Origin of the sequence: Nostoc sp. (assembly GCF_036917455.1) — a bacterium.
Taxonomy (GTDB): domain Bacteria; phylum Cyanobacteriota; class Cyanobacteriia; order Cyanobacteriales; family Nostocaceae; genus Nostoc.
The window spans coordinates 24503-51208 of record NZ_JBALDK010000025.1 but is presented as its reverse complement, the minus strand read 5'-3'; the positions used below and the strand labels follow the sequence as shown (position 1 = coordinate 51208).

Annotated in this window: 17 protein-coding genes; 14 read left to right on the top strand and 3 right to left on the bottom strand. The window is 43.2% G+C overall.

From position 1 onward, the window contains the following. The 11 genes from V7K42_RS02865 to efeB all read left to right on the top strand — a co-directional run. Positions 1–1376 (top strand): hypothetical protein (locus tag V7K42_RS02865; protein ID WP_334913354.1); only part of this gene is annotated, 1376 nt, incomplete at its 5' end. 37 nt (positions 1377–1413) lie between these two features. Continuing rightward, positions 1414–1977, top strand: a complete 564-nt coding sequence (locus tag V7K42_RS02860) for a CIS tube protein (protein WP_334913352.1) — start codon at positions 1414–1416, stop codon at positions 1975–1977. A gap of 74 nt (positions 1978–2051) precedes the next feature. Next, on the top strand, positions 2052–3785 hold the full coding sequence (locus V7K42_RS02855; protein ID WP_334913350.1) for a VgrG-related protein: 1734 nt from the start codon (positions 2052–2054) through the stop codon (positions 3783–3785). A 339-nt stretch (positions 3786–4124) separates the two neighbouring features. After that, the gene (locus V7K42_RS02850; protein ID WP_334913348.1) at positions 4125–4622 is read left to right on the top strand and encodes a PAAR domain-containing protein; all 498 of its coding nucleotides are present in this window, start codon (positions 4125–4127) and stop codon (positions 4620–4622) included. 230 nt (positions 4623–4852) lie between these two features. Beyond that, positions 4853–5275, top strand: coding sequence for a GPW/gp25 family protein (locus tag V7K42_RS02845; RefSeq protein ID WP_334913346.1), 423 nt, complete (start codon positions 4853–4855; stop codon positions 5273–5275). Continuing rightward, the gene (locus tag V7K42_RS02840) at positions 5272–7467 is read left to right on the top strand and encodes a putative baseplate assembly protein (RefSeq protein ID WP_334913344.1); all 2196 of its coding nucleotides are present in this window, start codon (positions 5272–5274) and stop codon (positions 7465–7467) included. Before V7K42_RS02845 ends, V7K42_RS02840 begins: the two co-directional genes overlap by 4 nt. 155 nt (positions 7468–7622) lie before the next feature. Continuing rightward, on the top strand, positions 7623–8651 hold the full coding sequence (locus tag V7K42_RS02835; RefSeq protein WP_334913342.1) for a phage tail protein: 1029 nt from the start codon (positions 7623–7625) through the stop codon (positions 8649–8651). Between the two features lie 70 nt (positions 8652–8721). Next, positions 8722–9921, top strand: a complete 1200-nt coding sequence (locus tag V7K42_RS02830) for a DUF4159 domain-containing protein (RefSeq protein ID WP_334913340.1) — start codon at positions 8722–8724, stop codon at positions 9919–9921. A gap of 485 nt (positions 9922–10406) precedes the next feature. Further along, entirely contained in the window at positions 10407–11240 is an 834-nt protein-coding gene (gene efeU / locus V7K42_RS02825) for an iron uptake transporter permease EfeU (protein WP_334913338.1), read from the top strand. Positions 11241–11271: 31 nt separating this feature from the next. Beyond that, entirely contained in the window at positions 11272–12459 is a 1188-nt protein-coding gene (gene efeO / locus V7K42_RS02820; protein WP_334913336.1) for an iron uptake system protein EfeO, read from the top strand. A 30-nt stretch (positions 12460–12489) separates the two neighbouring features. Then, positions 12490–13758, top strand: a complete 1269-nt coding sequence (gene efeB, locus V7K42_RS02815; protein WP_334913334.1) for an iron uptake transporter deferrochelatase/peroxidase subunit — start codon at positions 12490–12492, stop codon at positions 13756–13758. 9 nt (positions 13759–13767) lie between these two features. Here efeB and recN read toward each other — a convergent pair whose 3' ends face one another. Then, complete coding sequence (gene recN / locus V7K42_RS02810; protein WP_334913356.1) at positions 13768–15516, bottom strand: DNA repair protein RecN; 1749 nt, start codon at positions 15514–15516, stop codon at positions 13768–13770. Between the two features lie 267 nt (positions 15517–15783). Here recN and V7K42_RS02805 point away from each other — a divergent pair, with 267 nt between their 5' ends. Beyond that, a complete protein-coding gene (locus tag V7K42_RS02805; protein WP_334913332.1) occupies positions 15784–17775 on the top strand; it encodes an ABC1 kinase family protein in 1992 nt (663 codons plus the stop codon). Between the two features lie 31 nt (positions 17776–17806). On the opposite strand, the gene cysC is transcribed toward V7K42_RS02805, so the two are convergent. Next, complete coding sequence (cysC, locus tag V7K42_RS02800) at positions 17807–18361, bottom strand: adenylyl-sulfate kinase (protein ID WP_334913330.1); 555 nt, start codon at positions 18359–18361, stop codon at positions 17807–17809. Between the two features lie 798 nt (positions 18362–19159). Between cysC and V7K42_RS02795 the strand changes: the two genes are divergently transcribed. Together V7K42_RS02795 and V7K42_RS02790 are read left to right on the top strand one after the other, a co-directional pair. Continuing rightward, complete coding sequence (locus tag V7K42_RS02795) at positions 19160–20263, top strand: TIGR03032 family protein (protein WP_334913328.1); 1104 nt, start codon at positions 19160–19162, stop codon at positions 20261–20263. A 202-nt stretch (positions 20264–20465) separates the two neighbouring features. Next, entirely contained in the window at positions 20466–25196 is a 4731-nt protein-coding gene (locus tag V7K42_RS02790; RefSeq protein ID WP_334913326.1) for a beta strand repeat-containing protein, read from the top strand. A 99-nt stretch (positions 25197–25295) separates the two neighbouring features. Here the strand turns inward: V7K42_RS02790 and V7K42_RS02785 are convergent, their stop codons facing one another. After that, positions 25296–26666 (bottom strand): DUF3370 domain-containing protein, encoded by a 1371-nt coding sequence (locus tag V7K42_RS02785; RefSeq protein WP_334913325.1) that lies wholly within the window; start codon positions 26664–26666, stop codon positions 25296–25298. Between the last annotated feature and the right edge of the window lie 40 nt (positions 26667–26706).

Sequence of the window (26706 nt, the reverse complement as noted above, 5' to 3'; positions counted from 1 at the left end):
CAAGGGCCAGTTTACCTAAAATTGGTGAAGCACCAACAATTATCGCCGCTTCACCTGAAATTATTGAAGTACCAGTAGCAAGGGCCAGTTTACCTAAAATTGGTGAAGCACCAACAATTATCGCCGCTTCACCTGAAATTATTGAAGTACCAGTAGCAAGGGCCAGTTTACCTGAAATTATTGAAGTACCAACAATTATCGCCACTTCACCTGAAATTATTGAAGCATCGGTAGCTAGCGCCAGTTCGCCTAAAATTGGTGAAGCACCAACAATTACCGCCACTTCGCCTGAAATTGTTGGAGAAGCAAATATTTTTAGAAAAATTCTTGATAATGAACAAACAGTAGAATCAGAAAATCCTGAAATATTAACCTGGGATAATGCAGATATTCTAGAAAACCCAATTTATCCACAAGATGAGGTAAGCACAGCACCTAAAGTTGAGCAAAATGCGATCGCACAAAAACCCGCACCTAAAGGTTATGCTACTGGTGGTCATGTTACAGACTCCCCCGTTGAAAATCGCCAGCAGATAGCACCGTCGGATACAATACCTGCAATGCTTACACCTGGGGAGTTTGTGATTAATACCAGGGATGCACAGAAGAATTTACCCCTACTACATCACATCAACACTGGTGGAACACCGCACGATATTATTCTTCCAAGTTTACAGACACCCAATTTTACAGAACCAGAAGAAATAACTTCTCTAGAGACTCCGACTAAAGTCGATTCTTTTTCAGACACTTCATTACAGCTAAAAAGTACTGAGACTGATTCACCTGAGATATCTAATTCTTTAATTCCTTCTTCCTTGGGGTTGAATATTAATCAAAATAAACTTTCGATTCTCAATTCTCCACAGCTTAATCCTCTTCAAAATGAAACAATAGATGTCGGTGAATCTTCACCTCAATACTCATCGCCTCCCCTGATTTTCCGAAAAGCCAATTCTACTACAACTAAGACATCTTCCCAATGGTCAAACACACCTTCTCAATGGTCAAGTGTGGAAGATTTACTAAATGAAAATAATGATGATTTTACTAGCTTTAACTTTAATGAGGGAGAATTGAGCAGCCAAAATTATGAATTTTCTCATGTTTCAGAATCGCCACAAGTTTTTGCCAAACATTTTCCTTCACCTAGAGGTTTTGCTGATGGTGGAGAAGTCACTCTACCCGATATATCTAGAGAAATACAACCGATAACTGAGACTATAGAGAGTGCATCTTCATCTTTTCAAGGAGATGAAAAAGATGATACAGCCGATTTGGAAGCTCTAGCGCGTGAAATTTATCATAGGTTACGACAACGGATAGAAATTGAGCGAGAACGTCATGGCGGTTACTCAGGTAGATTACCTTGGTAGATTTACATTCAATAATTAATTTTTGGAGAATATTCAAATGGCAAGTCCAGCAATTATTGTTATTCAAAAACGTCAACCGCAACTTGAAAAAGCCAAACTTGTTGCTTATAACGGTGAAGCGCCAGATATTGAATTAATGTTTAATCCTACAGATATTAGTTTTGCTCGGACTGTTAAGTGGGAAAGTAAGGATGGTAATAGAGGAACTACTCTACTTCCGAAAGTAAATTTTTCGGGTGTTGAGCCTTACAGGTTTACACTTAAACAGTTACTTTATGATACTTATGAAACGAAAGAGTCGGTGATGAAAAAATATATAGACAATATCAAAAAAGGTGTGGAAACTATCAGTAAAGCAACTGATAAACGCCCACCTGTTTATATATTTACCTGGGGGAATGAATATTTCTATTGTGTAATCACGAGTTTAACTTACACTTTAAATATGTTTCTGAGTGATGGGACCCCAGTCAGGGCACTGGTAGATATAGCCTTACAAGAAGTAGATAAAAATAACCTTCCTGGAGGGCGTGAATCTGCTTCTAAAAACGAAGCTCGTAAGGGAGATAAAAAGGGTAAACAATTAGGTAAGACAAATTAATAAAGTGATGAATTAATATTTACTTTGTGATTAAAGGCGGAACTGAACATTTCATAAGTCATAGAATAATAGTTATGCCTCCTAAAAAAAGCCTTTATTTAAGCGAACCTAAAATACAGATAGATGGAAAACCAGCTTCTCCTGAATTAATGAAGGATTTGTTGCAAATTACAATCGAAGAAAGCCTTCATTTACCAGCAATGTTTACGCTAGTAGTCCATAACAGCTATATTCCTGCATCTGACCGAGCAGAAAACAAGGCTTGGCGACATGAGCAGTTGTTTAAGATTGGAAAAAAAGTGAAGTTAGGTTTTACTTCTAGTACTACTCTAGATAATAATTTTCAAGAGGAGGTAGGAGAATTTCTTATTGAAGGCGAAATTACAGCGATGGAGGTTCACTTCAATGAAAAATCTGAAGCTGATATCATTGTTCGCGGTTATGATATTTCGCACCGTCTGCACAGAGGTCGTTATAATCGTTCTTTTTTAAATGAAACTGATAGCGGTATAGTCAAAAAAATAATTCAAGAAGTAGGTATAAGACCTGGCAATATAGAGCCAACTGGTGAAGTTCATAAGTACGTCTTTCAAGAAAATCAAACTAATATGGAGTTTTTGCGAGAAAGGGCTGCTCGCATTGGGTTTGAGTTATTTATTACAGAGGAAAAACTAAATTTTTGCAAACCAAAAACTCAAGGAGCTTTATCACTAAAATGGCTAGTTGATATTAATAAATTTAGTACTCGCGTTACCAGTGCTGAACAAGTAAGTTCTGTGGAAGTACGCGCCTGGGACTATACCCAGAAACAATTGATTAGTGGAACAGCTAAGAAAGAAAAGCAAGTAACCGAGACAGGTAATAAGCTAGGAAGTAGTACTAGTAATGCATTTTCTAATCTTAAGTCTCCCAAAATGATTGTCGTGGATAAACCTGTTGCTAGTAAAAAACAAGCAGAGACGATGGCTCAGGCTTTGTGTGATGAACTAGGAGGAGAATTTGTTTATGCAGATGCAAAATCAGAAGGGAATCCTGAGATTCGTCCTGGACGGGTTATTAATCTTGAGGGTATGGGCGATCGCTATAGTGGTAAGTATTATGTTACAGAAACGCGCCATTTCTTCAGTCAACGCGTTTATGAAACTGATTTCAGTGTGCGGGGACTCCGTTCTGGTAACTTATTCACAACTCTATCCCCAGAAAAACGTCTACAGCCGTCTGAGACTTTATTAGTCGGAATTGTGACTGATAATAAAGACCCAGAGAAAATGGGCAGAGTGAAAGTTAAGTTTCCCACTCTCACAGAAGACCATACAAGCGACTGGGCGAGAGTTGTCTCTGTGGGAGCAGGTCAAAACAGAGGCTTCGACTGTTTACCAGAGGTAAACGATGAAGTTTTGGTAGGTTTTGAACATGGCGATATTCACCGTCCCTACGTCATTGGTGGGGTGTGGAACGGGAAGGATGCACCACCGGAAAACGTGGGTGATTCAGTTACAAGTGGTGTAAGATTACGCACCATTAAGACTCGCGTTGGTCATGTTTTACAGTTTGTTGAAGAGGATAAAGGAACTAGTAAAACAGGTATTCGCGTAGAAACTAAAGACGGTCATAAAATATATCTCAATGATAGTCAAAGGTGCATAGAGATTGAAACTAAAGGCGGACATAGAATCAAAATGGACGATATGGCTAAATCTGTCTCGGTGAAATCAACAGGTAATATGTCATTAGATGCTGCTGGAAATATAGACATTTCAGCCAACGGCACGATTACAGTCAAAGGTGCATTGATTCGACTTAATTAATTTGTAATTTTTAATTTTCTATGTTTTTTCTCAGCGCTCTCTGTGCCTCTGCGGCTTAAAAGTAATTTATCTAACCACAGAGACGCAGAGAACACAGAGGCAAGAGATTAAAAATGGATTTTTTGACTAACTGTTTTTAACCATCTTGAAAGGGTTAGGGCGTGTTTTCAAAGTCTTAGATCCCCCCAACCCCCCTAGGGGGGCTAAGAATCTCTTCAAGTCCCCTTTTTAAGGAGAATTTAGGGGGATCTAAACAATTAGGAGGCTAAACGAGTAGTTTGAAAATATGCCCTAGTACAGTTGCGAAACAGCTAATTAAAAACACTATAGGAGGTTGTGATGGGTAAACCAGCAGCAAGAATTACCGACAATGTAGCGCATCCTTTACCCCCAGTCTTAACAGGAGGGCCGGGTAGTCCCAATGTGTTGATTGGGTCTTTACCTGCGTGGCGCGGCGTACTTGCCGCAGCAGTACCAGGTTTGCAGTCTGCCAAAACAGCTTCTGATACAGCTATCCAAGCGGCTGAGGCTGCTACCCTAGCGGCGGCAGGTACACCAGGCGCACCTGCTGCCTTAGCTACCGAACAAACTACAAAGGCAACATCAGCAGCTACTATGGGTAGTGCGATCGCTGCTGCTGCTGCTGGTGCTGATATTCATAATTGCGCTACACCTTTACCCTTACCTCCTCACGGCCCTGGGGTTGTAATTGATGGTAGCCAGACTGTGCTGATTAACAATCTACCCGCCTCTCGGATGGGCGACACTATTATAGAAGCATTAGGGCCACCGAATAAAATTATCAAAGGTAATCCCACTGTTTTGATTGGTGGCTGATTGAAGAAATAAAGAAGATTGGGCAGAAGAATACTGCACGTGTGAGTATCAAAGACTCGTGTATGAGTCTTAAAGTTACAAATCATTCAATACAGTTCAGTTAAGCTTTTTTCTCTCCCCCTGCTTCCCCTGCTCCCCCTGCCCTCCCCCCCGCCTCTTCATCCTCGACCTTTGGCGAATAGGCTTAAACCATCTGTGCCGATATCTTTAAAGGTATAAATATAATCAATATGCCAGATATGGTTTATGGTCGTGAACGAGCCTATTTGGGAACAGGTTGGGCTTATCCACTGGATTTAAGCGTGCAAGGTGGAATACAACTTAGCCGTGAAGATCAAAAAGTTAAAGAATCTATTTGGATTATCCTCCGCACGGGAGTAGGTGAGCGGGTTTATCGACCTACCTTTGGTTCGCGCTTATCGGAACTGGCATTTGCACCTTTGAATAGCGAAACCTTACTGCGAATCCGTCTTTATGTTTTGGAAGCTTTAGAAGTTTGGGAACCACGCATTATTATCGATGAAGTTGTCACCGATCCTGACCCTGTGCGTGGCAGAGTGGACATCATCATCAATTATCGACTTAAAGACAGTCCCGATATTTATAGTTTTGTTTATCCTTATTATTTGGTTTCAGCTGGGGAGGAATCGTGAACTTTGACTTTTTACCGAAATTACCTTCTTCTAACTTAGACGATCGCGCCTTCGATGATTTGGTGGAAGAATGTATGATGCGTATTCCTCGCTACTGTCCAGAATGGACAGACCACAATCTCAGCGATCCAGGAATTACGCTAATTGAGTTATTTGCTTGGTTAACTGACCAAATGTTACTCAGATTTAACCAAGTACCTCGAAAAAATTATGTTGCTTTCTTAGAATTACTGGGTATTCGTCTTCAGCCTCCCGCCTCAGCCCGCACGGAATTAACTTTTTATTTAAGCGCTGCATTACCCGAAGCCTATACGATTCCAGCCGGATTAGAAGCCTCAACTATTCGCACTGAAACTACAGAAGCGATTACCTTTAGTACAGATGCTCCTCTAATTATCGGCAATCCCCGCATCCAACACTTCTTAACTGCCCAAACTACCGAAGATATTCCCCAATCTCTGCGCGAAAGAGTCACAACTTCATGGACTCGTCAATCTAACGGTTTCTGGACAGGTAATGAACAACCAATATTTGAAGAGGAACCCCAGCCTGGTAACTGTTTTTATTTAGCAATTAATTCTGACGATCCTTTAGATGCTAATGTTTTAGAAATTATTTTCCAAGGGGCTGCGGCTACTCCTGCTGGGATTAACCCCAATCAACCACCCCGCAAGTGGGAAGCCTGGGACGGGGAAAATTGGCAACCAGTTTTATTGCAAGAGTCGGATGATAAAACTCGCGGTTTCAGTTTTTATGAAATGGCCCAACAGGGTGGAAACCCGTCTCAAGGTGCAGAGGTACGTTTGCATTTACCTCAAATTTGGCCTGTGGCTAATTTTACTTCTTACCGAGGTCGCTGGTTGCGATGTAGCTTTATTAGTACAGAAGCCAATGAATCTGGTTACAATCGTCCGCCAAGAATTATTGGTTTAGCAGCGCGGTCAATTGGCGGTACTGTTAGGGCTAGTCACAGTACGCTGATTGTAGATGAGCGATTGGGAATTAGTGATGGTACACCTGGTCAGAGTTTCCAGTTACAAACAGCACCAATTTTAGAACGCCGAGAAAATGAATATATTTTAGTTACTCCCAGTGGTGGTTTGCCTCAGCAGTGGACTGAGGTAAGAGATTTTGCTGATTCTGGGCCGCATAACTTCCATTACACCATCGATTCCATCACTGGTACAATCCAGTTTGGGCCGTTGATTCGGGAACCTAGCCAACTTAAACAGCATACCCAGATGCGATCGCGAATTCAAGAACCATCGCTAGATAACACATCTGTACAAGTTTTAGAAAATAACCAGTCGGAACACCAATATGGGGCGATTCCTCCCCGTGGGGCAGAGATTAAAATTGTTACTTATCGTACAGGCGGTGGGAGAGAAGGCAATGTGCAAATTGGGGCAATCCAGTTTTTGAAGTCTGCGTATCCTTACATTACAAGTGTGGTCAATCGTGTACCTGCAATCAATGGAGCCGATGCCGAATCGCTAGAACAGGCTGTAATGAAGGCTCCCCGCATCCTCCGCACGCGCGATCGCGCCGTCACTGCTGAAGATTTTGAAGTTTTGACCCAACAGGCGGGTGCTGGTGCGATCGCCCGCGTCCGGTGTTTGCCAGCAAATTCTCGCAGACAAGCTGGTATAGTTAGTTTACTTGTAGTTCCATTCGCAAATACAGATGCGATCGCTCAAAGTGGTGGTATGGCACCAGAAGAATTTGCCCTCAGTAACGCCCTGCAAGAGCGAATTTTGAGTTACTTAGATGAAAGACGGTTATTAGGGGTACAACTAGAATTACAAGAGCCGAATTACGTAGGTGTTTCGGTACAGACAGAAGTTGCTTTAGAGCCAGCATACAACAACCCTTTTGCCAGCGAAGAAATTCGCCGGAATTTAAGGATATCACTGTATAAATATTTAAATCCCTTAACTGGAGGAATGGACGGCAAAGGTTGGCCATTTGGGCGACCAGTTTATACATCAGATATTGTCGCACTACTGCAACAAACTCCAGGCGTGCGTCATTTAGGCCCCGTCCTACTGTTTCCCATCCGCAAGCAAGGAGAAAATTGGCGACGACAACCATCACCAGAACAATTAATTGACCCAGGCTCGGAAGGTTTGATATGTTCTTGGGCTGACACCAATCTACGTTCAAATCACGACATCCAAATAATTCGGAATTAGTCATTAGTCATTAGTCATTAGTCAGAAATTCTTTTCTCCTCTGCTCCCCTGCTTCCCCTGCTCCCCTGCTCCCCTGCTTCCCCTGCTTCCCCTGCTTCCCCTGCTTCCCCTGCTTCCCCTGCTTCCCCTGCCCTCCAATCCCAATCCCCAATCCTATGGTTCAAAGTCGCTCTAGTCCGGCTGTAAGCATTCAATTAACGCCAATGCAAATACCCGAAGCTTTACCTGTGGCGGGTTTAGGATTTACAACTGCGGATATTGATATAGGTGGACGTACTTTACTTTTGCATCCTGGACATCCCAGCGAGATGATTGTGCAAGTGCAAAACTTAGAACAACGTCCTTTGCGGGTAAGCTTAAGCGTTGACGGAAACTTTCCGTCCCAGTGGTGTCAAATTGGCACAGAAGGTAGTGAAATACCGCCTCGTGGACAAATGGATGCTGTTCTCTACTTCTCAATTCCTGACACATTTTTTGAAGACCAAGAAGCGATTTCCCCTGGAAAAAAAGATAAACTAACACTCAATTTTCGCAGCCTAATTACTTTACATATAGACTCAGGCACGGAGAACGAACAAATCGAGAGAAGCGAGTATTTCGATTTATATATCCGTCCCTACACCGCCTACATGGAGTTCTTGCCAATTTTGTATCGAGAAGTAGACTTTATTGGTCGCTTCATGAAAATATTTGAGCAAGCTTTTCAACCAATAGTTGATAGTTACAATGTCATGTGGGCAAACCTCGATCCTTTGACAGCACCGCAAGCATTACTACCCTTTATGGCTCATTGGGTTGCTTGGCAAGTAGATTCTGTTTGGGATCTCCAGCAACAGCGGCGTTTAATTCGTCGAGCCGTAGAACTCTATCGCTGGCGCGGAACTCGTAAAGGATTGCGTCTCTACTTACATCTTTATACTGGTTTACCGCTAGACGAAGATTTACCGAATGAAGCTGATAAACATATTAGTATTACAGAACCTTTTGGGCCAAGTTTTATTATCGGAGACGCACAATTAGGAAATGCAGTTTTAGCAGGTGGGCAACCATATCATTTTATAGTACGTTTGCGTTCCAACATTTCTAGTGGCATTATTAACGAACAACTTATTCAAAGAATAATAGAACAAGAAAAGCCAGCTTTCTGTACCTATGAACTATCTATCGAAAATCCCTCTAATTAAATAATTCGTAATCCGTAATTTTTTAAAATTAAACAGATTATTAATCTAAAATCCAAAATCTAAAATCGCTATGTCCCATCCTTTCCCACCTCCACCAATCAAATCCCTTGAACGCCTACAAGCCGCAGACGGTTTACTAATCAATGCGGAACGCTGGCGCACAGCCCATGATTATCATCGAAATCGGCAAAATGCTCAATATCAAAGTTTAAATCAACCAGGAATTGTCTGCGGTTTAGGCGTTCGAGATGTGACAGCCCCAAGCCAAGTTGAAGCTAGATATCGAGATGGGCGTTGGGTACAAATTCAACCTGGCATTGCCATTGATTTAGCAGGTAATCTAATTGTTGTACCGACTTCTTATGATTTTCCCATTGATATAGAAGTAGTAAGTTCTGAACCACTCACGATCTACTTAGTAGTTAGCTATGTAGATCCTGATGAATTGCGGCGTGGACAGCAAAGAGATATTGTTCAAGAAACCTATCGAATTGACCAAATAAACTCCATACCAGCCAGTTCAGAAATAGAAATATGTCGGATACTTCTGCAACCAGGACATACTGAAATTACCCAACCTGCGGATGCTTTCTTTCCGGGATATAACAACATTGATTTGCGTTATCGTCGTCAGGCACAAATGCGTCCTCAAGCACTTGTGTGTATGGCACAGGCGACTCATAGCGATCCTGATTGTGCGCGTAATTTTTTCAGCCTTTCGTATTTGTTACAAGCAGTAGAACCCCTGTATCCCAGTTTACGAGGGTCTGATGAACCAGGTCAGGTTTCTTTAGGAGAAAATATTCAAGATTATGACCTCCTTTATCTAACAGGTGGACAGGCAATTTCTTTAAATAGTCTCGAATTTGAATCGCTCAAAAATTACTTAAATTTGGGTGGTGTGCTTCTCGTCGATGCACCAACAAATGCTAATGCTTTAATTGAGAGTACTCAAGCCTTAGCACAACAGTTAGAAAGTCCTTTAAGACCTTTAGAAGAATTGCAACGGAGTCATCCTTTAAGAACAAAACCTTTCTTATTTGCTGCCTTGCCAATGGTTAATCAACAGCAAATTAAATTGTTAATCGGTGGTGGAATTATTTTAATAATTGGTGATTTAGCAACTGCTTGGGGACTGGATAGAGATTTGAATTTACCCAGATTGACCATTCGTACAGCCCAGGAACTTGGAATTAATATTCTTCACTATGCTTGGAAACGGCGACAGTTGATAGGTTTGCAACAAGAAGATAATTCCGGGCAGTGGTGAAAGCCAAATTAGTCGGGTGAGCATTGCTGCCAATAATATACAGCAGATTGCAGGTAAGTTAGGTACAAAATGCCGGACTCACGCATTAGAGATAAAGAGTTTCTATTTCCTGCCTCCTGCCTCGAAACCCGTAGCTTTGTACTTCATGCAAAGAAATACTGCTGTATATTGCCCCTACGACATCTCTATCAAACCAACCGCGTACTATTAGATCGAAGCAAGCTACGCGCAACGTCGCCCAGAGAAAGCGGTTCAATAATTTTCATAAATTAAATAGGATTCCTATAGTTGTTCGTGGTTATAGGAGTTCTTTTATAGATTGACTAATTTACAGTCTGCAATGTTTGACAGGCTGTAAATTCAACGAGAAATTTATACTTCCAGGATTTTAGATATTTTTTAACTTGCAGTTGTATACAAATGTTCTCAAGTAAGTTATTATTCTCATGATGATTTAATAGTAATTATAACTAATAAGGTTATCCATGCTTTTTCCCTTCTTGATCATGTTCCGAGAGGGCGTTGAAGCTGCACTTGTCGTGGGCATCATTGCCAGTTATCTGAAGCAAACTGGGCGTACCCATTTGATGAAGTCAGTTTGGATTGGCATCGCACTAGCGACTTTTATTTGTTTAGCTGCTGGGATTATTTTGCAAATAACCAGTCAGGAGTTTCCGCAGAAACAACAGGAACTATTTGAAGGGGTAATTTCCATCGTCGCAGTTGGGGTTCTCACCTGGATGGTTTTCTGGATGCGCCGTGCGGCTCGTTCGATCAAAGGCGAGTTACAGTCTCAAATTGAAACTGCCATTCAGTCGGGAGATAAATGGGGTACAGCACTGGTGTGGATGTCATTTTTTGCAGTGCTGCGGGAAGGTTTGGAAACAGTAGTGTTTCTACTGGCGACGTTTCAGCAAAATTTGGGAATTCAAGCTCCTGTGGGAGCATTGTTTGGATATGCAGCCGCATTAGCCGTTGGTGTAGGCATCTATCAGGGTGGTATTCGCATCAACTTGAGGCGATTTTTTAAATGGACAGGAGCCTTTATTATCCTGGTTGCTGCTGGACTCTTAGGAAGTGGGGTGAGAGCTTTTCATGAAGCCGGAGTGTGGAATTTACTACAAACAGTGGTATTCGATGCTAGTGGAGTAATTCCCAATAACGGGTTTCTAGGTTCACTTTTGGCAGGATTTTTTGGATATAACGATGCCCCTACTGTCAGTGAGGCGATCGCCTATCTTGGCTATCTAATTCCTACCATGTCGCTGTTCTTCTTAGGGGATAACGCTAGACAGAAGACTAAAGCAAGTCATTCTTAGCTACTTCAATAATTTTTAGGAAAATACAACAATGAAAAATGTTTTAAAGTATTCAACAATTATCTGTCTAATTGCCTTGACAGTAGCCGCCTGTGAATCCAAGAAATCAAGCGATACTTCCGCGAATAGTACTCCAGAGGCGAAAGTAGCCAGTGATACTTCTAGCAGCAGTTCTGCAGAAACTGCTTTGGCTGTGACAGATAAAGGTTGCGAACCCAATCAGCTAACGGTAGCATCTGGGCAAAATAGTTTTGTGTTGACCAACAAAAGCAGCAAACCTGTGGAGTGGGAGATATTGTCTGGGGTGAAAGTCGTTGAGGAAAAGGAAAATATTGCTCCTGGCTTCGTTCAAAAACTCAAAACCAATCTAGAACCAGGTGAATATGACATGGCTTGCGGTTTACGTAGCAATCCCAAAGGGAAAATCACTGTGAAAGCAGGTGGAGATTCTCAAGCCAAAGGGACTGTAGATCAGGGTCAATTAGTCAGTGCGATCGCAGAATACAAAGTCTACGTCACCAAAGAAACTGACCAGTTGGTGGCAGATAACAAGACCTTCACAGATGCCGTAATTGCTGGCGACCTTCCTAAAGCTCAGAAACTCTATGCCTCTACCCATGTTCATTGGGAACGTGCAGAACCGATAGCTGAATTGTTCTCCGACCTTGATAAAACGATGGATTCTCGTGCTGATGACTTTGCTAAAAAAGAGGTCGATCCACAATTCACTGGATACCATCGCATAGAGAAAGCTTTATTCCAAGACAAAACGACAAAAGGGATGAAACCTTTTGCCGAAAAGCTACAGAAAGATGGACTGGAACTACAAAAGCGCATTGCTACGTTGACCATTGAACCAAAAAATATGGTTGGCGGTGCTGCTGGGTTGATTGAAGAAGTAGCTGCTACCAAAATTTCTGGAGAAGAAGACCGTTACAGCCATACTGACCTATGGGACTTCAGCGCTAATGTAGACGGTTCCCAAAAGATTGTCGAGTTATTGCGTCCCGTCATCCAAAAAGCCAACCCAGATTTACTCGCGCGTGTGGATGCTAACTTTACCAAAGTTAATCAAGGACTTGCAAAATACAAAACCCCTGATGGTGGTTTTGCTACCTACGACAAAGTAAGCGAAACAGACAAGAAAGACATGAAAACAGCGATCGCTGCTCTTTCTGAAGATTTGTCTCAACTGCGCGGCACTTTGGGCGTTAATTAAATTTTTGCATAATTCCCACAACAGTAAACTATGTCTAGTTCGGAACAACCAAGTTTACGCATTACTCCCCGGATCAGCCGTCGTGATTTGCTGATTGGCATGGCAGCAGCCGGTGGAGTAGCAGCTTTGACCAGTTTGGGTTATCGCACTTTTTCGGAAACTGCTGAAGACCCATCTGAGGAGACTGTGCCATTTTTTGGTATTCACCAAGCAGGTATTATTACCCCTGTCCCAGCTTCTGCCCTGATGGTGGCATTTGACACAACAGCTAGAACGAAAGCGGATTTGGTGCGGTTGTTTCAAACTCTGAGCGATCGCATTCAGTTTCTCATGGCAGGGGGAACACCCAAGCTCCGCGACCCCAAATTTCCACCCAATGATTCGGGAATTCTAGGGTCTGTAGTGGTTCCCGATAATCTCACCATCACCCTAGCAGTAGGTGACTCGCTTTTCGATAACCGTTTTGGACTTGGCAACTTGAAACCCAAACGGTTAAACACTATGCCAGGTTTTTCCAATGACCAACTTGACCCGGATTTGTGTCATGGAGATATACTGCTGCAATTTTGTGCCAACACAGAAGAAGCGAATATCCATGCTTTGCGGGATATTATTAAGAATCTGCCTGATTTGCTAACTCTGCGTTGGCAAATAGAGGGGTTTTTACCACCTAATACTCATAAAAAGCTTGGCAAAACCACAGTGCGTAACCTGCTTGGTTTTAAAGATGGCACTGCAAATTTAGATGCTAGCGATGATAAATTGATGAACCGGATTGTTTGGGTAAGGCCAAACAATGGCGAACCAGCTTGGACAGCAGGGGGAAGCTATCAAGTGGTGCGGGTAATTCGCAACTTAGTCGAACGCTGGGATCGGACACCACTACAAGAGCAACAGACAATTATTGGGCGTAGTAAGGACTCTGGCGCACCCTTGGGGATGAACCACGAGAAAGATATTCCCAATTATGCTCAAGATCCCAAAGGTCAACAAATCCCTTTAGATGCTCATATCCGCCTTGCTAATCCCCGCAAATCAGAGTTAGGTTTGATTCTGCGGCGTGGTTTCAACTATTCACGCGGGTTTGACAAATCTGGACATTTAGATATGGGTTTGTTGTTTGTCTGTTTTCAGGCTGACCTAGAAAAGGGCTTTGTGACGGTGCAAAATCGCTTAAGTGGGGAACCTTTGGAGGAGTATATTCGCCCTATTGGTGGTGGATATTTCTTCGCTTTACCTGGTGTCAAAGCTGAAGGAGGTTATCTCGGTCAGTCATTACTAGATGGATCAACAGTGTAGATTTATGATTTAATTTTTAATTTTTTGACGGTGGTTAGCAGCTTGCAATAACAGAGATTCGGCAAAAGCGATCGCATCACTTGCTGATTTACCACCAGCTAACTGTGCTAGTTCTTCCCGGCGTGTGGTTAAATTATCTAAGGTAGTAACTCTCACAACAGTACGCTGTTCACCATTTTCATTGTTAGCTTTTTTACCTTTGCCTTGATTTATAGTTTGCTTATCCACCCGGAAATGGCGATCGGCCATTGCTGCAACTAAAGGCTGGTGGGTAACACACAATACTTGGTTGCGTTGACTTAGCTGGTGTAATTTTTCCGCGATCGCTTGGGCGACTCTTCCCGAAACCCCAACATCAATTTCATCAAATACCATAGTTCCAGCCGCATCAACCTGAGAAAAACAAGCTTTCAGCGCCAGTAAAAAGCGGCTCATTTCCCCACCAGAAGCAACTTCTGTTAGAGGTTGCAGTGGTTCTCCAGGGTTGGAACTAAACATAAAGGTAATTTTATCTGCTCCCATAGCAGTGGGGAAAGCAGGTACTATCTCAACTAGAAACTTCACCTTTTCCATCGCTAAAGGCTTGAGTTCAGCTATCAAACGTGATTCTAAATTAGCAGCCGCCTTACTCCGCAGTTGAGTTAACTGATTACTTGATTGGGTAAGCTTTTCAAAACACGCCTTTTCTTGCTGTTCTAGTTTTTCAATAGATTGTTCGCTATCGTTAAGTTGGGCTAATTCCTCTTGGATACGTTGGTAATAAGCGATCGCTTCTGTAATTGTCGGCCCATACTTCCGGCAAATTTGCTTTAATTCCTGAATTCGTTCTTCCACCTCTTCCAATCGCTGCGGATCGGCTTCCAAACCATCCCCATAAGCATTAATCTGCCTTCCCACTTCCGTTACAGCAGCTTGCGCGTCCCTAACCAATTCCAAAAGGTATTGAAGTTGAGTATCGTACTCCACCATGTCATTTAATGTCGTCTCACTATCTCCCAGTAAATCTGCTGCGGCTGGAGTTTCATTATCGTTTTGATACAAAGCCTGATAGACCTTGTAACTCATCTGTTGCAAATCTACGACATGATTCAGGCGTTCCCGTTCTTGTCCCAACTGTTCCAACTCATTAGGTTCGCACAGATTAGCTGCTCCCAATTCCTGCACTTGATAAGCGAGTAAATCAAGTTGTTGTAACCGTTCCCGTTCCGATGTCCGGCGTTTTTCTAATGCTAAATGCGCCTGTTGGTAAGCACTGAAATTTGTGGCAACTTTATGGCGCTGTTGCATTAGAGAGTCGCCGCCATATAAATCTAACCAGTCGCGAACTTGAGCAGATTGTCCTACTTGTACCGTTTGACCTTGAGCCGTGATTTCCACCAAGCGATCGCGCATTCCTCCCATAATCTGCCGATTTACCAACACACCATTTACCCGCGATCGACTGCGGATATTACTAGCAGTAGCTGTGATTTCTCGGCTAATAACTACGGAATTTTCATCAAGCAAATCTATTTCTTGTTCGGTCAACCAAGCGGCTAAGGGGGCATTTGAGGTGAAAGTCGCTTCTACCATTGCGCGACTCGTCCCTGTGCGAATCACTCGACTAGAGACTTTACCGCCTAAAGCAGCATCAATGGCATCCAAAATAATCGATTTTCCAGCGCCGGTTTCACCTGTAAGCACATTTAGTCCAGCGCCAAATTCCAATTCCAGTTGGTCGATTAGGGCAAAGTTTTCAATTCGCAGACAAAGCAACATCAAGCCAAATTCTCCATAAGGGCAGATGCCGAACACTTCTAATTTACAGGACAATAGGTATGATATTTCAGCAACTAGCAATACCTAATATTATTGAACTAGTATGCCCGTTTAAGTGTAACAAACCTTTAGAAAATGGGGAATGGGGAAGAAGCAAGGGGGCAGGGAGATTAGTTTTCCCCTCTGCTTTTGTCAATTCTCAATTCCCAATTCGTAAAGATATTGTTACAATCCTTAATGTGATCGTTCTGACTGGTGGCCTTTTTCATGATTGTTAAGACACTTCCCCCTAGTTCCCGACCGATTCAGGAGGACAGTCACAACGGCACAGATAGCCGAGGTGAACTGGATATTATAGATATAGTGCCAGAAGAAAATGGTACACCAAACTTAGTTGTGCGCTCGCCAGGACTATTAGCAGCCCAAAAGGTGAGGACATCTGCCCAACCAGAGATGCTTTACGATCCTGTGGGCATAGCGGCACATTACCAAAACAGACCCTTGGAAGTTTTACGGCGGATTTTTGCCGTGTTGGGGCCAACTTTATCCTTTGTTTTTGGGTTGTGGTCGGATAGTAAACGGGGAATTGTCGTCAAAAATGACCGCCGCCGAGCCACTCAGCTACGAGAATTGCTGACCAAACTGGGGCCTGCTTACATTAAAATTGGTCAAGCTTTATCCACTAGACCGGATCTAGTTCCTACCGTATACCTAGAAGAATTAACCAAGCTACAAGACCAATTACCACCTTTTCCCAACGAACTTGCTTACCAGTTTATCCAGGAAGAACTAGGCGCACCTCCAGAAGAGGTTTACGCCGAACTCTCCGCCCAGCCAATTGCTGCGGCTTCCTTGGGACAAGTCTACAAAGGTAAGCTAAAAACAGGTGAAGAAGTCGCTGTAAAAGTCCAACGTCCTGACTTAAGAGAACGAATCGCTATTGACTTGTATCTTTTACGTAATATCGCCGCTTGGGTGCAGAAAAAAGTCAAACGGGTAAGAAGTGACTTAGTTGGGATTCTTGATGAATTAGGCGATCGCATCTTTGAAGAGATGGACTACATCCATGAAGGTGAAAATGCTGAAAGATTTTTCGAGTTATACGGTCACATAAAAGACATCTACGTACCAAAAATTTACTGGGAATATACCAATCGTCGTGTATTGACGATGGAATGGATTAATGGTATTAAATTAACCCAGACAGCAGAAATTAGCGCCCAAGGCATAGATGCTCGTTATTTAATTGAAGTGGGTGTTCAGTGTTCTTTGCGCCAGTTACTAGAACATGGGTTTTTCCACGCCGATCCTCACCCTGGTAATTTATTAGCAACACCAGATGGCAAATTAGCTTATCTTGACTTCGGAATGATGAGCGAGATTAAGCCACCACAGCGTTATGGTTTAATTGAAGCGATCGTCCACGTCGTCAACCGTGACTTTGAAGGTTTAGCAAAAGACTACGTTAAATTAGATTTCCTATCACCAGAAACCGATTTAACACCAATTATCCCAGCTTTTGCCAGAGTCTTTGCTGATGCCCAAGGAGCCAGTGTTGCTGACCTTAATATTAAAAGCATCACCGATGAATTATCGGCTTTGATGTATGAGTATCCTTTCCGCGTACCGCCCTACTACGCCTTAATTATTCGCTCCCTTGTTACCCTCGAAGGGATTGCAATATTTATAGATCCCAACTTTAAAGTCCTCAGCGAAGCTTATCCCTACGTTTCCAAACGCCTGTTAACAGACACAGCACCGCAATTAAGAGCATCATTGCAAGATTTGCTATTTAAAGATGGTAGATTTCGTTGGAATCGCTTAGAAAACTTGTTACGTAATGCGCGTAATAGTCAAGACTACGACTTTAACTTAGTACTGAACCAAGGCATAGAATTTCTATCATCTGAACGCGGTGCTTTCATTCGTGACAAGTTAGTAGATGAATCTGTTAATGGACTCGATGCTTTAGGTAAAAATGTTTTGCATAACTTTACCTCCCTCTTGCGAAAACGGGTAGGATTGACAGCAGTTAATGAAACTCCAGCAGCGACAGTTGAGCAACAACAAACTTTGGAACATATCAAACGTATATTAGGTATTCTCCAAGAAACACGAGGTTTTGACCCACTACAACTTGCATCCCAAATTTCCCAGTTGTTGGTAAATTCCGATGTACAACGTTTAGGTCAACAAATTGCCAATCGCTTCACACAAAAAGCTGTAGCCAGATTGATCCGGCAATTATTGGCATCCTAGTAAGAGTTATGAGTTAAAAACTTTCTTTAACTCATAACTCATTAACATTAGCAACTATGTAACCCAACTCTTCCAGCTTTTCTAAAACCTTAGTTGCACTTTGAACAACACTTTCTTGGTTAGTCTTGCATTCAACTTCAGAATGAAGTGGTATTTCATACAGATCGTCAATACCAGTGAAGTGCTTAATCTCCCCAGATCTGGCTTTTTTATATAAGCCTTTTACGTCTCGCTGTTCACAAACTTCTAATGATGCATTGACGTAAACTTCAATGAAATATGGAATATTTTGGCGCACTTCTTCTCGAATTTGGCGGTAAGGAGAAATGGTCGAAACCAATACAATTACATTATTTCTGGCAAGAAGATGAGCCACAAAGCCAATGCGCCGAATATTCTCTTCTCGATCTTCTTTACTGAAACCCAACCCTTTGCATAGATTCTGACGCACCGCATCGCCATCCAGAACTTCAACTCTGTAGCCCTGTATCCGCAGTTCCTTCTCCACAAATTGACAGATAGTAGTTTTCCCTGCACCACTGAGACCAGTAAACCATACTGTCACACCATACTCTTCTTGTCTCATCCTCCCTCCGCAGTCCACTTCAAATAGCACGTCCAAAAAAGCTTTTTTGGATAATTTCAGGTTAAATAGCAATTTTATTTATAATCCTTTTTGAGCAGAGATTTCAGACATTGCTTAGTACTTGTTGTAGTATTTATTACTTTCTTTTCACTAATTTCAAGCTTATTTATTGCACTTATACGGATCTCGGCTCAATACCTAATATACCAGTTGGCAATGTCACACCTACAACTTTCTCAAGCCTAATGCTTCTTGACATACCAAGAAAACTGCTGAGGTAGGCTGCAAATTATTAAAGTTTTGAATAAGTTTTATATTCAGTACATATACAGATTTTATTTAAAAAAATAGTCTTTATTATGACAATACAATACTAAATAAAATTTACCATTAAGAAATTATAAAAAAACTAAGTTCAAAATGTTTACAAAGATTAAATCCAGTGCAGCTTTAGCTTTATAGCGGCGTGACTTTTTGTTTGGGGGCGATTAGGTGTGTTTCTAGTACAGGCTTGTTTATTGACAATAATGACACGCTTAGTAGTCTATGAAGGCAAGTTTGCTGAGTGAGATACTTCTTAAACATCTTTTTTCCTCTGATTCTGTGTTCTCTGTGCCTCTGTGGTTGATTCCCCTTCAAACTTCACCTTACCAATACTATTCAGTGTCATTAGTTTTTCACGATTCATAGTGAGCGATTTATCGCTCAATTTTAAAGGCTAGAGCCACTGACTCTTTTTTTGTATTCAACTAAATCCAAATTTCCCCGACAAAATTTGAAATTTAATTCAACTTATTTATGTTAGCCACCTCTACCACTACTGCCCCAGAACAGAATAACTTCATTCAGTGTGATGCCGATCGCGGATTTATCTCCTGGCTAAGTCAAGCAGGAGGCTCAGTTGCCATCACCACCTACCAAGCCGGGAAACTAGCAGTTGTGGGCTGGAATGGACAACAGATAACCATGCTGTTACGCCAATTTTCTAAACCAATGGGGTTAGCAGTGAATGGTTCGCGTCTAGCACTGGCTAGCCATCACGAAGTCTGTTTGTTAACCAATGCCCCTGCATTAGCTTATGAGTTTTTAGAAGACCAGCCCGGACGCTACGATGCCCTCTACCTACCACGGATGGCATACTTCACAGGCGACTTGAACATTCACGACCTAGAATTTGGCAGAGAAGGACTATGGATTGTCAACACCCGCTTTTCCTGTCTCTCTGCCTTGAGTCCAGACTTTAGCTTTGTACCGCGCTGGCATCCCAAATTTATTTCCCAAGTAGTACCAGAAGACCGTTGCCACCTGAATGGATTGGCAATGGTAAATGGCAACCCCAAGTATGTGACTGCCCTTGGTGCGACAGATACCGTCGGCGGGTGGCGACCAGGTAAAGCCAACGGTGGGGTCGTTGTGGAAGTAGAGAGCAATGAAATTATTGTAGATGGATTATCAATGCCCCATTCCCCAATCTGGCATGACGGGTTTTTGTGGTTGCTCAATTCTGGTGCTGGGGAAATATGGCGCATTCATCCAGAATCAGGGGACAAACAGGTAGTCTGTGTACTCCCTGGATTTCTGCGAGGGTTGTGCTGCGTGGGATATTACGCCCTAGTCGGACTTTGCCAGATTCGGGAACAGCATATTTTTGGGGGGTTGCCTATTGCCCAACGCTTTGAGCAGTTGCTATGTGGTGTGGCAGTAGTGGATTTACGAAATGGGCAGCAGGTAGGGATGCTGAAATTCACCGCAGGCTGCCAAGAACTTTATGATGTGCAGTTTCTTGCTGGTGTACAGCGTCCGATGGTTTTAAATCAGGAACGAAAAGAAACCCGCCAAGCGTTTACCGCTCCAGAGTTGAACTACTGGCTGCGACCAAGTGCAGTGATTCCGAATGATTAGACCTCTTGCATAAGTCGAATAGACCCCCCTTAATCTCCCCGATATATTGGGGGGAAACTTCAAATCTTGGGCCCTCCCTTTGTGAAGGGGAGGGTTGGGGAGGGGTGATTCAAGGATTTTTGCAAGAGGTCTATTAAAGAGTCTGCTTAATCAGAGCGTAATTGTTGAAATCAAACTTTTAGTTTTTTTCAGAGGTTTTTTCATGACTGAATTCCAAGTTAATACTTACACCAGCAACGAGCAAGTTAACCCCACAGTAGCGATAGATGCCACTGGGGACTTTGTTATTTCCTGGACTAGCTATGGTCAAGATGGGTCTGGCAATGGGATATATGCCCAACGCTACAACAGTGCCGGGCTAGCTCAAGGAAACGAATTCAAAGTCAATACCTCCACCACCGCCGATCAAATCAACCCGACAATAGCGATGGATGCCGCTGGAGACTTTGTTATTTCCTGGCAAAGCCTTGGTCAAGACGGTTCTGGCAATGGGATATATGCCCAACGCTACAATAGTACCGGGGTAGCTCAAGGAAACGAATTCAAAGTCAATACCTCCACCATTGGCGATCAAATCAACCCTACAGTAGCGATAGATGCCACTGGGGACTTTGTCATTTCCTGGCAAAGCCAAGACGGGTCTGGCACTGGGATATATGCCCAACGCTACAACAGTGCCGGGGTAGCTCAAGGAAACGAATTCAAAGTCAATACTTATACTGCCGACAATCAAATTAACCCCACAGTAGCGATGGATGCTGCTGGGGACTTTGTAATTTCCTGGCAAAGCTATTATCAGGACGATTCTTACTATGGGATATATGCCCAACGCTACAACAGTTCAGGGGTAGCTCAAGGAAACGAATTCAAAGTCAATACTTATACCACCAAGAATCAAACCAACTCCACAGTAGCAATGGATGCTACTGGAAACTTTGTCATTTCCTGGCAAAGCCTTGGTCAAGACGGGGCTAGCTATGGCATATATGCCCAACGATACAGCAGTGCCGGGGTAGCTCAAGGAAACGAATTCAAAGTCAATACTTACACCACCAGCAGTCAAGATAACCCCACAATAGCGATAAATGCCAATAATGGAGACTTTGTCATTTCCTGGACTAGCAATGGTGAAGACGGCTCTAGCGAGGGGATATATGCCCAACGCTACAACAGTGCCGGGGTAGCCCAAGGAAACGAATTCAGAGTCAATACCTATACCGATAGCTTTCAAAGTTACTCCACAGTAGCACTCGCTGCTAATGGGGAGTATGTCATTGCTTGGCAAAGCCTTGGTCAAGATGGGTCTAACAATGGGATATATGCCCAAGTCTACAACGGCTCTATTCCCCCGACAATTACCTCTACTTCTGCCTCTGCCCTGGGCTACACCGAAAACGCCATTACAGCTATTGACTCAAACATTACCGTCAGTGATACAGACTCTCCCAACCTGGCTAGTGCCACCGTCAGCATTAGCAGTGGTTTTGTTTCTGCTCAAGATATTCTCGCCTTCACCGACCAAAATGGGATTACGGGCAGCTACAACAGCAGCACAGGTGTCTTAACCTTAACTGGCAGTTCCAGCGTTGCTAACTATCAAACTGCACTTCGTTCCATCACTTATACCAACAGCAGTGATAACCCCGATACTACACCTCGTACCGTCAGCTTTATAGTTAATGATGGGACTGCTAGTAGTACTGCCCTTACCCGCAATATTAATGTTACGGCGGTGAATGATGTACCCGTTGCAACTGGCACTAACGCTGCCCTGACATACACCGAGAAAGCCACTACAGTTATTGACTCAGGCATCACCGTCAGCGATGCAGACTCCCCTAACCTAGTTAGTGCCAGTGTCAGCATTAGCAGTGGCTTCATCTCTACTCAAGACGTTCTCGCCTTCACCAACCAAAATGGGATTACGGGCAACTATAACAGCAATACAGGTGTCTTAACCTTAACAGGTAGTTCCAGCCTTGCTAATTATCAAACTGCACTGCGTTCCATTACTTATACCAACAGCAGTGATAACCCCAGTACCACAACTCGTACTGTCAGCTTTATCGTCAATGATGGGACTGCTAATAGTACCGCCATTACGCGCAATATTAATATTACGGCAGTTAATAATGCACCCGTTGCTACTGCCACCAATTCTGCCCTAGTATACACTGAGAATGCTACTACACTTATTGACTCAGGTATCACCGTTAGCGACGTAGACTCCCCTAACCTGGCTAGTGCTACCGTCAGCATTACCAGTGGTTTTGTCTCTGCTCAAGACACCCTCGGCTTCACCAACCAAAATGGAATTATTGGCAGCTACAACAGCAGCACAGGTGTTTTAACCTTAACTGGCAGTGCCACCGTCGCTAACTATCAAACCGCACTGCAATCTATTACTTATACCAACAGTAGCGACAATCCCAGTACTACACCTCGTACCGTCAGCTTTATCGTCAATGATGGGACTGTTAATAGTACTGGCGTTACCCGCAATATTAATATTACGGCGGTGAATGATGCTCCCGTCGCTGTTAACGACAAAATCACCACAAACAAAAACACACCCTTTGTCATTAGCGCTACTAGTCTGTTAAGCAATGATACAGATGTTGATATTAGTGACGTATTGAGCATTACTAGCTTCACCCAACCTAGCCAAGGAAGCTTAGTTAACAACAACAATGGTACTTACACTTATACGCCTGGCCAAAACTATTATGGCTCTGACGGCTTTACTTACACCATAAGTGATGGGCATGGAGGCAGTAGCACTGCTACTGTCAACTTGACTATTAATGAAATCACCCCTCCGATTAATGGCACTTCAGGTGCAGATAACCTGACTGGTACGGTGAACGGCGATAGCATCTCAGGATTGCTGGGCAATGACACGCTCCAAGGATTAGGTGATAGTGACACACTCGATGGTGGTGACGGCAATGATTCCTTAGATGGTGGTACAGGCAACGATAGCCTCATTGGTGGTAAAGGCAATGACACTTATATTGTGGACAGCATCGGTGACACTATTACTGAAGGCTTAAATGCAGGCACAGATTTAGTCAAGTCTTCAGTGAGTTGGGTGTTGGGAAATAACCTGGAGAATTTGACCTTAACTGGAACCGACACAATTAATGGTACTGGTAACAGCCTTAATAATATCTTGACTGGAAATACTGCCGCTAACATCTTGAGCGGAGGAGATGGTAACGATAATCTGATTGGTGGTGCAGGTAATGACACCTTGTTGGGCGGTGCAGGTAATGACACCTTGGATGGAGGTTTAGGAGCAGATAGTCTTAATGGTGGAATCGGCAATGATATTTACATCGTAGATAACCCCAGCGATACAATTACTGAAGGCTTAAATGCAGGCACAGATTTAGTTAAGTCTTCGGTGAGTTTTGTGTTGGCAGATAACGTGGAGAACTTGACCCTGACCGGAACCGACGCAATCAATGGTACTGGTAATAGCCTTAAGAACATCCTGATTGGAAATACTGGTGCTAACATCTTGAGCGGAGGAGATGGCAATGATAGCCTCTTTGGTAGCTCAGGTAATGACACCTTATTGGGCGGTGCAGGCGATGATACTTTGGATGGAGGTTTGGGAGCCGATAGTCTCAATGGTGGAGCCGGCAATGATGTTTACACCGTAGACAACCTGAACGATACTGTTACTGAAGGCTTGAATGCAGGCATAGATTTAGTTAAGTCTTCGGTGAGTTTTGTGTTGGCAGATAACGTGGAGAAGTTGACCCTGACTGGAAGCGGGGTAATTAATGGTACTGGTAACAACCTTGATAACGTACTGATTGGAAATACTGGTGCTAACATCTTGAGCGGAGGAGATGGCAATGATAGCTTAATTGGTGGTGCAGGCAATGATAGCCTAATTGGTGGTGCAGGCGATGACACTTTGGATGGAGGTGCAGGGATTGATAGTCTCAATGGTGGAGCCGGCAATGATACTTACACCATAGACAACCTGAAGGATACGATCGCTGAAGGCTTAAATGCAGGCATAGATTTAGTTAAGTCTTCGGTGAGTTGGGTATTGGGAGATAACCTGGAGAACTTGACTCTGACTGGAAGTGCGACAATTGGTACTGGTAACAGCCTTGATAACATTCTGATTGGAAATGGTAGTGCGAACACTTTGACTGGAGGAGATGGTAAGGATAGTCTCTTTGGTAGCTCAGGTAATGACACCTTGTTAGGCGGTACAGGCGATGACACTTTGGATGGAGGTGCAGGGATTGATAGTCTCAATGGTGGAGATGGTAATGACATTTACACGGTAGACAACCTCAGCGATATTATTACTGAAGGCTTAAATGCAGGCACTGATTTAGTTAACTCTTCGGTGAGTTGGGTGTTGGGAGATAACCTGGAGAACTTGACCTTGACTGGAACCGGAGCAATCACTGGTACTGGTAACAGCTTTAATAACATCCTGATGGGAAATACTGGTGCTAACACCTTGAGCGGAGGAGATGGTAACGATCGCCTCTTTGGTAATTTGGGTAATGACAGCTTAGTAGGCGGTATAGGTGATGATAGCCTCTATGGTGGAGTTGGTAAAGATACGCTGACTGGTGGAGCTGGTCGAGATAGCTTATATCTGACTGATACCCGCACTGGAGGCTATGATACAATTACCGATTTTACTGGTGCTGATGATACTATCTTCATTTCTAAGGCGGAATTTGGACTGAGCCAAGCTCAGGATACAACACTCGATCCGAGCTTGTTCCGACTTGGTACGATCGCTACAACCGCAAGCGATCGCTTCATCTACAATCAAACTACGGGTAACTTATTCTTTGATAAAGATGGATTAGGTGGTACAGCACAAGTTCAAATAGCCCAATTCTCGAATAACGCACTGCTTGGTAGTGCAAATATTACTGTGATTGCCTAACTTTGCTAAAACAATTAACCTAGCATAAACCTATGTAGAGACGCGAAGTTTCGTGTCTCTACACGTTTTTTAGGTAAGTCTTGCCTTCTTCCCTCTGCCTTATTTTTGGTCTACAGTTTGAATTGTCAACATTTGAGGGGGTGTAGCATCTGGTGGGTAGAGAAAATCCACTTCTACCGATCGCAGCTGGCCTGGAGACATTTTTAATTGAGCAAGCGGTTGTCCCATCTGTCCCCGTTGTTGAACTAAATGCCAATATTGGGTTCTGGGTAAGCCATTATCGTCATTGTAGCGAATACGAACTGTGCCTCGAAAAAAGACGGATGGTTGGGGTGGTGAAAAAAAGCGAAGCCCAGGTTTACTTAACTCGTCTTCTTTGATAGGCGTTTGGAAAAGCACATTTACAGTTTGGAGTTTGTCCGTATTGTTGATTAAGGGTAGAGAGATGTTGTATTCAATGCCGTAGTTGCCGTGAGCTTCGTAAGCAGTACCAGGATAACGCACCGCGAGTTTGGCAGTTTGGTTTTGTCCAGTACCCATTTTACCTGCCAAAAGGGTACTTAAACCGTATGAAAAAGCTTGTCCTGAAGCGGGAATTGTCAGGTATGAACTATTGGAGTTGGTAACTCGTGCTTGCCAACGAGAGCCAACAGCTACCGCCGCTACCCGACCGTAAATTTCTGCTGTCGCTGTCAGGTTATTTGGAGGACTAGGAGCAGGTTCGCGCGGCCCTGCAAAATCACCATTTTCTAACAAGCTTTCCCATTCTTTTAAAGTGGGCGCTCGTTCAGTAGCATCTGGATTGGGTTTGGCAAACATGGCTAAGTTCGCCATATAAATTGGACTATCACTGTACAAACGCAACAAAGTAGAACGTCCATTCAATGGCGGTGTTAAAGGACGCACTGGAATTGGATGATTCATTAACATCCGGCTTTGTTTTGGTGGAATTACCAACTGGGCTGGCCATCCTAACTGCCGTTTTCCTCGCAGCACATCATTCATAACGCGATCGCCTGGCCCAGCATAAATGTTTCCCGAATTATTTGACTGCATGGGGGGAAGTTTGAGAAAAGGTGCATCAGGTTGACTAACATAACTGGCGGCTTGTAAGATATTTATAGTTGCAGAGCGATCGCTAGGATTGTAAACAATCACCCCCAAATAAAGAGTCCGCAAATCATTTGGAGTCTCAATGGCTCTAGCAATATGATGAGAAAAGAAATCAAAGCGTCCCTTCCATAAAAAGTTCAGGTGGGCGCTAGGCACTCTTTTACCCTGGGGAGGAAATGTAGACAGCAGAATACCTTCACTCTGAACTACTTCTGGGTTATTACTGTTAAATACTGGTATTGTATCAAGATGTCCGGGTAAAGGTCTTGTTTGCTGGGGTATGAAGATTTCCTGGGGTTCAGTTGTTGAAGAAGGCGTTGCTTGAGCAAAAAGCAAATAGGAAATAAAATCAAGCATTTATATCAAAAATAAATTTATCGGTGAAGTTAAGAATACA

Excerpts from the sequence above, each read along its gene's own strand:
- V7K42_RS02860 (WP_334913352.1), top strand. The coding sequence starts at position 1,414 with ATGGCAAGTCCAGCAATTATTGTTATTCAAAAACGTCAACCGCAACTT.
- V7K42_RS02855 (WP_334913350.1), top strand. The coding sequence starts at position 2,052 with ATGCCTCCTAAAAAAAGCCTTTATTTAAGCGAACCTAAAATACAGATA.
- V7K42_RS02850 (WP_334913348.1), top strand. The coding sequence starts at position 4,125 with ATGGGTAAACCAGCAGCAAGAATTACCGACAATGTAGCGCATCCTTTA.
- V7K42_RS02845 (WP_334913346.1), top strand. The coding sequence starts at position 4,853 with ATGCCAGATATGGTTTATGGTCGTGAACGAGCCTATTTGGGAACAGGT.
- V7K42_RS02835 (WP_334913342.1), top strand. The coding sequence starts at position 7,623 with ATGGTTCAAAGTCGCTCTAGTCCGGCTGTAAGCATTCAATTAACGCCA.
- V7K42_RS02830 (WP_334913340.1), top strand. The coding sequence starts at position 8,722 with ATGTCCCATCCTTTCCCACCTCCACCAATCAAATCCCTTGAACGCCTA.
- efeU (WP_334913338.1), top strand. The coding sequence starts at position 10,407 with ATGCTTTTTCCCTTCTTGATCATGTTCCGAGAGGGCGTTGAAGCTGCA.
- efeO (WP_334913336.1), top strand. The coding sequence starts at position 11,272 with ATGAAAAATGTTTTAAAGTATTCAACAATTATCTGTCTAATTGCCTTG.
- efeB (WP_334913334.1), top strand. The coding sequence starts at position 12,490 with ATGTCTAGTTCGGAACAACCAAGTTTACGCATTACTCCCCGGATCAGC.
- recN (WP_334913356.1), bottom strand. The coding sequence starts at position 15,516 with ATGTTGCTTTGTCTGCGAATTGAAAACTTTGCCCTAATCGACCAACTG.
- V7K42_RS02805 (WP_334913332.1), top strand. The coding sequence starts at position 15,784 with ATGATTGTTAAGACACTTCCCCCTAGTTCCCGACCGATTCAGGAGGAC.
- cysC (WP_334913330.1), bottom strand. The coding sequence starts at position 18,361 with ATGAGACAAGAAGAGTATGGTGTGACAGTATGGTTTACTGGTCTCAGT.
- V7K42_RS02795 (WP_334913328.1), top strand. The coding sequence starts at position 19,160 with ATGTTAGCCACCTCTACCACTACTGCCCCAGAACAGAATAACTTCATT.
- V7K42_RS02790 (WP_334913326.1), top strand. The coding sequence starts at position 20,466 with ATGACTGAATTCCAAGTTAATACTTACACCAGCAACGAGCAAGTTAAC.
- V7K42_RS02785 (WP_334913325.1), bottom strand. The coding sequence starts at position 26,666 with ATGCTTGATTTTATTTCCTATTTGCTTTTTGCTCAAGCAACGCCTTCT.